This window comes from Massilia aurea, assembly GCF_014200505.1.
Lineage (GTDB): Bacteria > Pseudomonadota > Gammaproteobacteria > Burkholderiales > Burkholderiaceae_D > Telluria > Telluria aurea_B.
The window spans coordinates 486,509-498,725 of sequence record NZ_JACHBX010000004.1; the positions used below are offsets into that span (position 1 = coordinate 486,509).

13 protein-coding genes are annotated in these 12,217 nt (G+C 63.6%); 9 read left to right on the top strand and 4 right to left on the bottom strand.

The features are described from left to right. Nucleotides 1-34 precede the first annotated feature (34 nt). On the top strand, nucleotides 35-256 hold the full coding sequence (locus HD842_RS19295; RefSeq protein ID WP_183556588.1) for a hypothetical protein: 222 nt from the start codon (nucleotides 35-37) through the stop codon (nucleotides 254-256). A 223-nt stretch (nucleotides 257-479) separates the two neighbouring features. After that, nucleotides 480-2,591, top strand: coding sequence for a putative bifunctional diguanylate cyclase/phosphodiesterase (locus HD842_RS19300; protein ID WP_370660858.1), 2,112 nt, complete (start codon nucleotides 480-482; stop codon nucleotides 2,589-2,591). 52 nt (nucleotides 2,592-2,643) lie between these two features. Here HD842_RS19300 and HD842_RS19305 read toward each other — a convergent pair whose 3' ends face one another. Next, nucleotides 2,644-3,588 carry an endonuclease/exonuclease/phosphatase family protein gene (locus tag HD842_RS19305; protein WP_183556365.1) on the bottom strand — a complete coding sequence of 315 codons (945 nt, stop codon included), beginning with the start codon at nucleotides 3,586-3,588 and terminating at the stop codon, nucleotides 2,644-2,646. Between the two features lie 38 nt (nucleotides 3,589-3,626). On the opposite strand from HD842_RS19305, the gene ybaK reads away from it, so the two are divergent. The 3 genes from ybaK (at nucleotide 3,627) to HD842_RS19320 (ending at nucleotide 5,599) form a co-directional block, all read left to right on the top strand. Next, the gene (gene ybaK / locus HD842_RS19310) at nucleotides 3,627-4,118 is read left to right on the top strand and encodes a Cys-tRNA(Pro) deacylase (RefSeq protein ID WP_183556366.1); all 492 of its coding nucleotides are present in this window, start codon (nucleotides 3,627-3,629) and stop codon (nucleotides 4,116-4,118) included. Between the two features lie 89 nt (nucleotides 4,119-4,207). After that, entirely contained in the window at nucleotides 4,208-4,831 is a 624-nt protein-coding gene (gene plsY / locus HD842_RS19315) for a glycerol-3-phosphate 1-O-acyltransferase PlsY (protein ID WP_183556367.1), read from the top strand. A gap of 99 nt (nucleotides 4,832-4,930) precedes the next feature. Beyond that, complete coding sequence (locus HD842_RS19320) at nucleotides 4,931-5,599, top strand: DsbA family oxidoreductase (RefSeq protein WP_183556368.1); 669 nt, start codon at nucleotides 4,931-4,933, stop codon at nucleotides 5,597-5,599. On the opposite strand, the gene HD842_RS19325 is transcribed toward HD842_RS19320, so the two are convergent. The 3 genes from HD842_RS19325 to HD842_RS19335 all read right to left on the bottom strand — a co-directional run bounded on the left by HD842_RS19325 (nucleotide 5,596) and on the right by HD842_RS19335 (nucleotide 8,777). Then, nucleotides 5,596-6,441, bottom strand: a complete 846-nt coding sequence (locus HD842_RS19325; protein WP_183556369.1) for an endonuclease/exonuclease/phosphatase family protein — start codon at nucleotides 6,439-6,441, stop codon at nucleotides 5,596-5,598. The two genes, HD842_RS19320 and HD842_RS19325, sit on opposite strands and share 4 nt — an antisense overlap. 144 nt (nucleotides 6,442-6,585) lie before the next feature. After that, nucleotides 6,586-7,626, bottom strand: a complete 1,041-nt coding sequence (gene tsaD, locus HD842_RS19330; RefSeq protein ID WP_183556370.1) for a tRNA (adenosine(37)-N6)-threonylcarbamoyltransferase complex transferase subunit TsaD — start codon at nucleotides 7,624-7,626, stop codon at nucleotides 6,586-6,588. 89 nt (nucleotides 7,627-7,715) lie between these two features. Beyond that, on the bottom strand, nucleotides 7,716-8,777 hold the full coding sequence (locus tag HD842_RS19335; protein ID WP_183556371.1) for a 3-deoxy-7-phosphoheptulonate synthase: 1,062 nt from the start codon (nucleotides 8,775-8,777) through the stop codon (nucleotides 7,716-7,718). 158 nt (nucleotides 8,778-8,935) lie between these two features. Between HD842_RS19335 and ybiB the strand changes: the two genes are divergently transcribed. From ybiB to HD842_RS19355, 4 genes are all read left to right on the top strand, one after another. After that, entirely contained in the window at nucleotides 8,936-9,916 is a 981-nt protein-coding gene (gene ybiB / locus HD842_RS19340) for a DNA-binding protein YbiB (RefSeq protein ID WP_183556372.1), read from the top strand. A 73-nt stretch (nucleotides 9,917-9,989) separates the two neighbouring features. Continuing rightward, nucleotides 9,990-11,207 (top strand): NAD(P)/FAD-dependent oxidoreductase, encoded by a 1,218-nt coding sequence (locus HD842_RS19345; protein ID WP_183556373.1) that lies wholly within the window; start codon nucleotides 9,990-9,992, stop codon nucleotides 11,205-11,207. Nucleotides 11,208-11,302: 95 nt separating this feature from the next. Next, the gene (rpsU, locus tag HD842_RS19350) at nucleotides 11,303-11,515 is read left to right on the top strand and encodes a 30S ribosomal protein S21 (RefSeq protein ID WP_005665410.1); all 213 of its coding nucleotides are present in this window, start codon (nucleotides 11,303-11,305) and stop codon (nucleotides 11,513-11,515) included. Nucleotides 11,516-11,642: 127 nt separating this feature from the next. Beyond that, a complete protein-coding gene (locus HD842_RS19355) occupies nucleotides 11,643-12,092 on the top strand; it encodes a GatB/YqeY domain-containing protein (RefSeq protein ID WP_183556374.1) in 450 nt (149 codons plus the stop codon). The last annotated feature ends 125 nt before the right edge of the window (nucleotides 12,093-12,217 follow it).

Below are 12,217 nucleotides of genomic sequence, written 5' to 3' on the forward strand. Positions count from 1 at the left end.
GGTAGCCCTACCGCTCCATCATATCGAGGTGACTATGGCACGGAATAATTTTCAATACGAAAAACGGCAACGGGAACTCGACAAGAAGCGCAAGGCCGACGACAAGGCCAAGCGCAAGCTCGAACCAAAGAATGATGTCGATGCCGATGGCAACGCCATCGTGCAAGACGCTGACAGCGCCAGCGACAACGATACCGACAGCAATACGGACAGCGACGCCGTTGCCCCGGCAGCCGTGCCTGCCAGCCCGGCCTGAACCCATCATTGAACTAACCGCGGCAATTGCGGTCTGAGCCATCTGAATGCGACAAGCGGCCAGCTGGCTGCCCGAGTTGATGGCGGGGTGCAATTGCCTTCTTACCTCCCCGATTCTTTGCCAGCGCGCCATGTGCCGCTTCGCACACAAAGCGTGTCTCCAGCATGCCACTGACAGGCTTGTCTTTCTGATTGCTGTCGCTGCCCAAGCGAAAGGCGCTGCCGTGAGCAAGCTACTGCCAGATTCCCCGGGTCGTCCGGCGGCTGACCCATCCGGGGGCGGCGTACAAGCCTTCGACTGGCTCTACCATTTCGTCACGGCCCTCGAGCTGGCGCCGGCCGTTGCCGTGCACTCGATGGACCGCGCTGGCATCATCCGCTTCTGGAACCACGCCAGCGAAGAGCTCTACGGCATCCCGTCGGGCGACGCCGTCGGCCGCGCGTTTCGCGACCTGGTATTCCATCTCGATCGCCAGAGCGAATTCGAAGACGTCATCGCCACCATCTGGCGCACCGGCCAGGCGCCGCAGGCAAGCGACTGGCTCGTGCAATCGATGACGGGCCGGCGCCATTGGGTCTATTCATGCCACTATCCCGTCAAGCACGACGACGTGATGCACGAAGTGTTCTGCATGGAAATCGACATCACGGCGCGCAAGGAGGCCGAGACCAATCTCGAGCAGGCTGCGCAAGTGTTCCAGAATGCGCGCGACGCCATCATCATGATGGATGCCGAGTACCGCGTGCGCGCCGTCAATGGCGCCTTTACCGCCATCACCGGGCATGCCCCCGAGCAGATCATCGGCCAGCCGCTGGCCAGCCTCGGCTGGGGCGTCGACGACGACTTCTATCAGCGCATCTGGACCGGGCTTGAGGGGGCCGACCACTGGGAAGGCGAACTGGCCAGCGCGCGCAGCAACGGCCAGCGCTATCCGGTGCGCGTCACGCTGACGGCCATTCGCGATGCCCATGGCGACGTATCGAGCTATATGGCGATGCTGTCCGATATCAGCGAGCGCAAGCGCATCGAAGAGCAGGTGCGCCACCAGGCCGAGCACGACGCCCTCACGGGCCTGCCCAACCGCATCCTGTTCCTGGACCGCCTGCACCAGGCGCTGGCCACCTGGCGCCGCCACGGCAGCAGCTCCGCCGTCATGTTCCTCGACCTCGACAAGTTCAAGGCTGTCAACGACACCCACGGCCACCAGGCCGGCGACATCGTGCTGCGCGAAGTGGCGCTGCGCGTACGTGCCTGTGTGCGCCAGGTCGACACCATCAGCCGGCTCGGTGGCGACGAGTTCGTCGTGCTGCTGGCCGATATCAAGGGCGCCGACCAGGCTGCCCACGTGGCCCTCGCCGTGACCCAGGCCGTGGCGCTGCCGATCGACATCGGCGGCCAGGAAGTGACGTTGTCGGCCTCGATCGGCATCGCGCTGTGCCCCGACGATGGCGCCGAGGTCGATACCCTGCTGCACCACGCCGATGTCGCGATGTACCACGCCAAGCAGAACGGGCGCGGCAGCTTCCAGTTTTTCAGCCCCGCCATGAACGCCCACGTGATCGAGCGCGTCGAGCTTGAAAACCGCCTGCGCCAGGCGCTCGACGGCAAGGAATTCATGCTGCAATACCAGCCCGCGATCGAAGTGGCGACCGGGCGCGTGACATCGGTCGAAGCGTTGCTGCGCTGGCGTCATCCGCAACGCGGGCTGTTGTTGCCGCACGAATTCCTGCCGGTGGCCGAGGATTCCGGGCTGATCATCCCGATCGGCGAGTGGGTGTTGCGCGCAGCATGCCAGCGGGCGCGTGCGTGGCGCCATGCCGGGGCCGCCGTCGCGGTGGCGGTCAACCTGTCGGACGCCCAGCTGGAACACGACGGCTTGCTGCCAGCAATCGATGCCGCATTGGAGGGCGCCGGCCTGCCGCCGGACGCGCTCGAACTCGAGATCGCAGAAGACGCGCTGATCCGGGGCGAGCCCGCGTTTGCCGATACGGCGCTGGCGCTGCGTGCCCGCGGGGTGCGGCTGAGTATCGACCGCTTCGGCACCGGCCTGTCGAGCCTGGAGGCATTGCGGCGCTTTCCGCTCACCACGGTCAAGATCGACCGCAGTTACGTGGGCGACGTCGGGCACGATCCGGTGGATGCCGCGATGGTGCCGGCCATCATCGCGGTGGCGCGCAGCCTGCAGCTGCGGGTCGTGGGGGAGGGCGTAGAAACGGCCGAGCAGCTCGACTTTCTGCGCCGGCATGGGTGCGACGACTACCAGGGGTTTTATGCCAGCGCGGCCAGCACACGGCCGAACCTGAGCCCGCACCGGGCCTGGTATATGAGGCCCTAATGCGGAGGCAGTGATGCGGAGGCCGTGATGCGGCGACCTTGGTGCGGCGGCCCTAGTCGAACAGCCGGATCCTGGCCAGCACCTGCCCGTGGTCCGACGACTCGGGCAACGCCAGGTTCAGGTGATCGTTCAAGTACACCACATCGATGACTTCGCCGATCGCTTCGGGCAGCGCCGGATTGAATTCGGGCGACACCAGGATATGGTCGATCGTCGAGTGGCGCGTGTCGTGCAGGATCGAAAACCCCACATGGCGCTGATGATCGAGCCGGCGCTGCACCTGGCTCGCGTCGTACAGGCGCTCGGCCAGCGGCGTGCCCGCCCCCAGCACGATCTCGGTCGTCACCGAATCGGCCACGTCATTGAAGTCGCCCAGCACGATGCGCGGGCGGCGGTGCGTGTGCGCCATGTCCGTGAGCAGCACGCGCAGCGCGGTGGCCTCGGTGCCGCGCCGGATGAGCGAGCGCAGGCAAGCCAGCGCGTACAGGTGCGGGTCGGCCCCGCTGTCGCTCGAGCGGTAATCGGGGCGGCGCGATTTTAAATGCACGACGATCACGTCGATCACCACACCCGACGGCGCAATCACGCCCGCATGCAGCGGCGCGCGCGTGAAGCGGTCGGGGTCGCGGCTGCCGGGTGGCATCGTGACATTGGCCGGAAACTTGCCCAGTTCAGTGCCCGGTTCGGCCAGCGGCAGGCGCGAAACCAGGGCCACGCTGGGCGTCAGGCGCACGGCGCCCGGGTCGGGATCGAAGCCGATATGGTGCGCGTCGCGGTAGCGCCGCGTGCGCTGCAGGACTTCCGCCAGCACGCTCTGCGAAAAAATTTCTTGAAAGCCGATTACGTCGGCATTGATCAGGTCGAGCTGGTGCGCCGTCCAGTCCAGTTTGGCTTCGTATTCGTCGGCCGTCGTGGGTGCCAGATTGTCGTACAAGCGTGCACCGGGCGGTGCCAGATTGAAAGTATTGAAGGTGGCAAACCGAAGTTCTTCCTGCATAATAGAAACCCCTATTGTTCGTCTTTAGCGTAACACGCATGGCCAAGAAAGAGCACGTCTCCGAGACCCCCGCCACCCAATTCCTGCGCAAGCATGGCGTCGCCTTTACAGAGCATCCGTATGCGTACCAGGAGCACGGCGGTACATCGGTCTCCTCCAGCGCGCTGGGCGTGCCGGAACATGACGTGATCAAGACCCTGGTCATGCAGGATGAAGCAGCCAGGCCATTGATCGTTCTGATGCACGGCGATTGCAAGGTGTCGACCAAGAATCTGGCCCGCGCCATCCCTTGCAAGTCGGTCGAACCATGCAAGCCGGATGTGGCCCAGCGCCATTCAGGGTATCTGGTTGGTGGAACATCGCCGTTCGGCATCCGCAAGGCGATGCCGGTGTATGTCGAAGAAAGCATCCTGCAGCTCGACAAGATCTACATTAACGGCGGGCGCCGCGGCTATCTGGTGGGCATCGATCCGCATGTGCTGGTTGATGTGCTGCAGGCGCAGCCGGTGATCTGCGCCATCGCCGAGTAGCTTCGCCGCATGCATCCGATGGTGTATATTCACGCACCAATTTCCGGTAGAAAAATGAGCCCGATACCGGCGCCCACGAAAGAGACACGATGAACACCCTGATTGCCACCATTGCCGCCTATTTGCTCGGTTCGATTTCCTTCGCGGTCGTGATGAGCCACGCGTTCGGCCTGTCCGATCCGCGCACGTATGGTTCGAAAAACCCCGGCGCCACGAATGTGCTGCGCAGCGGCAGCAAGAAAGCCGCGATTGCCACGCTGATCGGCGATGCGGCCAAGGGCTGGCTGGCCGTCTGGCTGGCGATGCGCTATGGCTACGATTACGGGCTGGACGATACCGGCATCGCGCTGGTGGCCATCGCCGTGTTCATCGGCCACCTGTGGCCCGTGTTCTTCCGCTTTGTCGGCGGCAAGGGCGTGGCTACCGCACTGGGCGTGCTGCTCGGCATCAATCCATGGCTGGGGCTGGCAACGCTGGCCACCTGGATGATCATCGCCTATGCGTTTCGCTACTCGTCGCTGGCATCCCTGGTGGCTGCCGTCTTCGCGCCCTTGTACTACGGCATGCTGTTCGGCGTCGATGCGATTCTGGTGGCCGTGATCGTCATGAGCGCGCTGCTCGTGTGGCGTCACACCGGCAATATCGGCAACCTGATCGCCGGCAAGGAATCCAAGCTTGGCAGCAAGTCAGCCGGGGCAGGGAAGGCAAAATAAGGCAAAGCAGGGCAGCGTGCGCGGCTTTTTTGCCGAGGCGTTACCATGGTCGGCAATAGCGGCACATTCGTGCCGCGCCGGACAGAAAGGTGGTACGCCGTGACCAAGCAACTCAGGATTGATTTCGTGTCGGACGTCTCGTGCCCATGGTGCGCGGTCGGTCTTAAATCGCTCGAACAGGCACTGTTGACACTAGGCGACGACGTGCGTGTCGACCTGCATTTTCAGCCGTTCGAACTGAACCCGAACATGCCGCCGGAAGGCCAGGACATCGTCGAGCACGTCACTGAAAAATATGGCGCCAGCCTCGAGCAGCAGGCATCCAGCCGCGAAATGATCCGCGAGCGCGGGGCCGCCGTGGGCTTCACGTTCGACATGGAGCGGCGCGGCCGCATCTACAACACCTTCGACGCGCACCGCCTGCTGTCGTGGGCCGAAGAAGAAGGGAAGCAGCGCCAGCTCAAGGTCGCGCTGCTCGAAGCATATTTCACCCGCTGCGAAGACCCGAGCAACCACGCCGTGCTGCTGCGCGCGGCCGAGAGCGTTGGCCTGGAGCGTGAGACGGCCGCGCGCATCCTGGCGTCGGACGAGTACAAGGACGAAGTGCGCGAGCGCGAGCAGTTCTTCCTCAACGCCGGCATCAAGTCGGTGCCGGCCGTGATCATCAACCAGAAACACCTGATTTCGGGCGGTCAGTTGCCTGAAGTCTTCGAGCGCGCGCTGCGCGAGATTCCGGGCCTGGAAACGCCGGCCGACGCCGTCGCTTAAGTCAGATCGAGGACCACCGGCTGGTGGTCCGACGCCGCCGTCTCGGACTGCACGTCCAGGGCGGTCAGGCGCGGCGCCAGGTCATCGGTGACAAAGAAATAATCGTAGCATTCAGGCCGCTCGGGCCATGGATAGCCGTGCAGCCCGGTGGTTGGCGCGCGCGCCATGTCGCCGTGCACGACGCGCCAGGCATCGACCAGCGCCAGCGCGCTGCCATCCGGCGGGGCCAGCAGTGCCGCGTAATCCGGCGCATCGGGCGCGAAATTGAAATCACCACACAGGATTGCCGAGCCGGGCCGAAAGCCCAGCTGGTACGGCGCGTCCAGGTTCGGATCGGGCTGGAACAGCAGTGCACGTGCGCTGGCCTCGGCATGCAGTTCACGGATGCGGTTGACCTGCGCCATGCGCTGGACGGGCGAATAATATTCGAGATGCGTCGTGAGCAGCCGCAGCTTGCCGCCAGGTGCTTCGACGACGGTCTCGAGCAGGCCGCGCGGCATGCCCGCCGCATGGTCAGGGTCAGCCGGCCATGGCAGCAGGTGCCGGTGCACTTGCGAGATGCGGTATTTGGACAGGATCAGGTTGCCGAACAGGCGCGGGACATTGTTCTGGTAAATCTCGCTCGGCGCGTGCTCCATCGCGTGGTAGCCGCCGAAGGCGCCGGCGAGTTGCTTGAACTGGTTGGCGCTGGCGCTGCCTTCGAGCTCGGGGTGATTGGCAGCCACCTCTTGCAGGCAAATCACATCGGGGTTCAAGCGGCGTAGCACGTCGATCATCGCGTGAATGCGGATCCGACCGTCCTTGCCACAACCCCAATGAATATTCCAGCTGACTACGCGCATTGCTCACCTCCGTAAAACTTGATCGACGGATATTGCCACCGTTTTAATGGCAACGGTCACACCGTAGGATCGGTGTCAGACAGGCAAGTTCAATGTTGGCGGCAGGCTGTTTCTCGTAGCTTAAGGCTGGTTTTGGCGCTGAGTTCAGGCCGCTTCGAGCTCGTCCAGCGGCCAGCGCGGACGCACATTGAATGCATAATCACGCTGTGCCAGCGCAGGGTTGCGCTCAAGACGCATCGCGCCGGCAAACGCGATCATCGCGCCATTGTCGGTGCAAAATTCCAGCTCCGGATAATAGACCTTGAACTTGCGTTTGGCCGCAGCTGCATTGAGCGACGCGCGCAATTGCTTGTTGGCGCCAACGCCGCCGGCGATCACCAGACGGGTCAAACCTGTGTGCTTCATGGCGCTCACGCACTTGGCGGTGAGCACGTCGACAATCGCGTCGACAAAGCCGCGCGCGATATTGGCCTTGTCCTGTTCGGGAATATCCGCAATCACCTTGATGTCGTGGTTCTTGACGACCGTAAGCACCGCCGTCTTCAGGCCCGAAAAGCTGAAGTTGAAATCCTTGCTGTGCAACATCGGCCGCGGCAGTTTGTAGGCCGCGGGGTCGCCACGCTCGGCCAGTTGCGAGATCGCCGGGCCACCCGGATACCCCAGGCCCAGCAGCTTGGCCGATTTGTCAAAGGCTTCGCCGGCAGCATCGTCCAGCGTTTCGCCCAGCAGCGTGTAGCTGCCCACGCCATCGACGCGCATCAGCTGCGTGTGACCGCCCGAGACGAGCAGGGCGATGAACGGGAAGTCCGGGCGTTCCGAGGCAAGCAGCGGCGAGAGCAGGTGGCCTTCGAGGTGATGCACGCCCAGCACCGGCTTGTCGAGCGCGAGCGCCAGGCTGCACGCCACCGACGAGCCGACCAGCAGCGCGCCGGCCAGGCCAGGGCCTTGCGTGTAAGCGATGGCGTCGATATTCGACGCCGGCAGATTGGCGCGCTTGAGCACCTCGTCCAGCAGCGGAATGGCGCGCCGGATATGGTCGCGCGAGGCGAGTTCGGGCACGACGCCACCATATTCTTCGTGCATCGCGACCTGCGAGTGCAGGGCGTGGGACAGCAGGCCGCGCTCGGTGTCATACAGAGCAAAGCCGGTTTCATCGCAGGAGGATTCGACGCCGAGAACGATCATGGGGAAGGCCAGGTAGATTAAGCGGAACCGGGCATTCTACCGCAGGGCGGAGGGCGCCGCCGCCCACCCTGCGGATGTTGCGCGGTTTGTTACGGACGCTGCAGCAATTCCTTGTGCGCTTCGCGCAGCATGGTTTCGGTTTCTTCCCAGCCGATGCAGCCGTCGGTCACCGAGCAGCCATAGACCAGCTGCGACAGGTCGCTCGGAATCGACTGGCTGCCGCTGACGATGTTCGACTCGATCATCACGCCGACCAGCGACTTGTTGCCATGACGGATTTGCTGGATGACGTCGGACATGACGAGCGGTTGCAGCTCCGGCTTCTTGTAGCTGTTGGCGTGCGAGCAGTCGACCACCAGGTTGGCCGGCAGCTTGGCCTTGGTCAGCGCCTGTTCGGCAATGGCCACCGAGACTGAATCATAGTTCGGCCGGCCGCCGCCGCCGCGCAGCACCACGTGGCCGTAGGCATTGCCGCTAGTGCGCACGATCGACACGGAGCCCTGGCCATTGATGCCCAGGAACGCATGCGGGTTCGACGACGACAGCACCGCATTGATCGCAATGCTCACGTCGCCATCGGTGCCGTTCTTGAAGCCCACGGGCGTGGACAGGCCCGACGACATTTCGCGGTGCGTCTGCGATTCGGTCGTGCGCGCGCCGATGGCGGTCCAGGCGATCAGGTCGCCCAGGTATTGCGGCGAGATCGGATCGAGCGCCTCGGTGGCGGTCGGCAAGCCGATTTCGCAGACATCCAGCAGGAACTGGCGCGCCCGCTCCATGCCGACCTCGACGCGGAACGAATCGTCCATGAACGGGTCATTGATATAGCCCTTCCAGCCGGTGGTCGTGCGTGGCTTTTCAAAGTACACGCGCATCACCAGCACCATCGTCTCGCTCACTTCGTCCTGCAGCGCCTTGAGGCGGCGCGCATAGTCCAGGCCAGCTTCGGGATCATGGATCGAGCACGGACCCACGACAACGAACAGGCGCTTGTCCTTGCGGTCGAGGATATTGCGCAGCGTCTCGCGGCCCTGCATCACGGTGGCATAGGCGCGTTCGTTCAGCGGCAGGGTGGTATGCAGCTCGACCGGCGTTGGCATGCGGGCGAACGAGCTGACGTTGGTATTTTCGATTTGTGGCGTACTGGTCATGATGCGATCTATATTTCTTTTGGGGGATGGATCAGTGTAAGCGGAAATTGCTGTATGTGCACATGCGCAGCCCCAAATGGCAGCGTCGGGCGGCGTCTCGCTGCGCTCTGCACCCGTGCGTGCTGCCTTCGTTCGACGTTCCCGTGTATCCTTTTGTCATGACTACCGATATCGAACGCTTTGTCGCTGCCCCCTTCATCAAGGAAATCGGCCGCGGCGTAAAAGGGGCGCGCAGCATGACGCGCGACGACGCGCACCGGCTCTACGCGGCCATCCTCGAGGGCCGCGTGTCCGACCTCGAACTGGGCGCCATTTTGCTTGCCATGCGCATCAAGGGCGAGTCGGTGGATGAACTGGCCGGCTTCATGGATGCAGCAAGCGCCGCGTTCACGCCGCTGCCTGCGCCGCGCGGCGAATTCGCGCCGGTATCGATTCCCACCTACAACGGTTCGCGCAAGCTGGCCAACCTGACGCCACTGCTGGCGCTGCTGCTGGCGCGCGAAGGCGTGCCAGTGCTGGTGCATGGCGTGAGCAACGATCCGGGGCGCGTCACCACGGCAGAAATCCTGCACGAACTGGGCGTGACCGACGCGACCACCGGCGCCGAGGTGCACAACGAATTCGTCCATGGCCGTGTGGCGTTCATGCCGATCGAGCATCTGGCCCCGGAACTGGCGCGCATGCTCGCGCTGCGCCGCGTGCTGGGCGTGCGCAATTCGACCCACACCATCGTCAAGATCCTGCAGCCCTTCGACGGCCCGGCGCTGCGCCTGGTGTCGTACACGCACCCTGAATATCTGGTAACGCTGGGCGAATACTTCGAAGGCGTCGACAGTGAAACCCGGGGCGACGCATTCCTGATGCGCGGCACCGAGGGCGAAACCGTTGCCCACCCGCACCGCGCCCAGCGCATCGACTGGTTCCACGCCGGCCAGCGCGCCCTGCTGGTGGAGCGCGACGCGCCCACCGACGACCTGGCCATCGTGCCCGACGGCCGCGATGCGGCTACCACGGCTGCCTGGATCGGCGCCGCGCTGCGCGGCGAGGTGCCGGTGCCGCCATCGATTGCCACGCAGGTGGCGTACTGCGTCGAAGTCTCGCGCAAGATCCGCGCGCGCAGCCTGCCTGTGGTCGAGTAAAGACCCACCGCGCCGCTGTTCGCCAATCCGCCACTGCCTTACAATGGCGGGTTGAGCAAAGGTGGTGGCAGGCATGGCAAATCAATTCGATGTGGCGGTAATCGGCGCGGGCGCGGCCGGGATGATGTGCGCGGCCGTGGCGGCGCAAGGCGGCAAGCGCGTGGTGCTGGTCGACCACGCGGCCAAGCTGGCCGAAAAGATCCGCATCTCGGGCGGCGGACGTTGCAACTTCACCAACGTCAATGCCGGGCCGCAGCATTACCTGTCGAACAATCCCCATTTCTGCCGCAGCGCGCTGTCGCGCTACACGGCGCAGGATTTCCTGGCGCTCGTCAAGAAGTACCGGATCGCCCACCACGAAAAGCACCGCGGCCAATTGTTCTGCAACGATTCGGCCGAGCAGATCATCGCGATGCTGCGCGCCGAGTGCGACCTGGGCGGTGTCGAGTGGCGCATGCCGTGCAAGGTGGCCGGTGTGCGCAAGACCGATGGTGGCTTTGCCATCGACACCGACGCCGGCGAGTTGCTGGTGGGTAGTGTCGTGGTCGCCACGGGCGGCCTGTCGATCCCGAAGATCGGCGCTACCGATCTCGGCTATCGCATCGCCACGCAATTCGACCTGAAACTGATCGAGACCCGTCCGGGCCTGGTGCCGCTGACGTTCGACGGCCCCAGCTGGGAGCCGTTCGTGCCGCTGGCGGGCATCGCGCTCGAGGTCGAGGTCAGCACCGGCAGCAGCAAAGGCAAGGGCGCACGGGGAGGCCACTTCCGTGAAGACTTGTTGTTCACGCACCGCGGCCTGTCGGGTCCGGCAATCCTGCAGATTTCAAGCTACTGGCAGCCAGGCACGCCGATTGTGCTGAATCTTTTGCCTGAAATGGACGTGGCCGACACGCTGATCGGCCTGAAGAAAACCGAGAAAAAGCAGCTGGGCAATGTGCTGACACAGTGGCTGCCCGCGCGCCTGGCCGAAGGCTTGCTTGCGGCCAATGGCTTTGACGCTACCGCGCGCCTGGCCGACATGGCCGACGCGAAATTGCGCGCGCTGGGTGACGCCATCAACCGCTGGGCCATCGTCCCGACCGGCTCGGAAGGCTACCGCAAGGCCGAGGTCACGCTGGGCGGCGTCGACACCAAGGGCCTGTCGCAGCAGACGATGATGGCCAACAACGTGACCGGCCTGTACTTCATCGGCGAGACGGTCGACGTGACCGGTTGGCTCGGTGGTTACAACTTCCAGTGGGCCTGGGCATCGGGCGTGGCAGCCGGTCTGGCGGTGGCAAATAGTTGACGTTTGAAAACACCACTTCGTGATTAAAGCTTCCACTGAACTGCAAACGATGCTAGAATTTCGTTCTTCCCTAAATCCAACGGTTTGATTTTTACATGACCACTATCCGCCTTAAAGAAAACGAGCCGTTCGAAGTCGCCATGCGTCGCTTCAAACGCACCATCGAAAAGACCGGTCTGTTGACGGAACTGCGCGCACGCGAGTTCTACGAAAAACCGACCGCAGAACGCAAGCGCAAGCTGGCAGCAGCAGTGAAGCGTCACTACAAGCGCATCCGCAGCCAGCAACTGCCGAAGAAACTGTACTAAGACAGTTCAGACGGCCAAGACCCGGTGACGGCATTGCCAGTCCCGGCGAGTCGCTGAAGTCCGCAAACCCGCTTCGGTTTCGCCGCAGCGGGTTTTGTCGTTTCACCCTTTTGAATACGGAGATCCCATGAGCTTAAAAGAACAACTGACCGAAGACATGAAAAGCGCCATGCGCGCCAAGGAAACCGGCCGCCTGGCAGCGGTGCGCCTGATCATTTCCGAAGTCAAGCGCAAGGAACTCGACGAGCAGACCCAGCTGGACGATACCCAGGTGCTGGCCGTGATCGAAAAAATGATCAAGCAGCGCAAGGATTCGATCAGCCAGTTTGAAGCCGGCAACCGTCCTGACCTGGCCGACATCGAGAAGGCCGAGATGGTCATCCTGTCGGCCTACATGCCGGCTGGGCTGTCGGACGAAGAAATCGCCGCCGAAGTCGCTGCTGCCGTTGCCGAAACCGGCGCGACCGGCCCGCAGGACATGGGCAAGCTGATGGGCGTGCTCAAGCCAAAGCTGGCTGGCCGCGCCGACATGACCGTGGTCTCCGGCCTGGTCAAGAAAGCCCTGGCTGGCGCATAAACGCCATAAGCGTCACCTGCAACGCGTCGTCCCTGCCCACCCTCGGGCAGGGACGACAACTTGTTGCATATCAATTTGCAGCAGGCGCTGCGGTATAGTCTGGCCCTAGACAAACACTGTGTAAG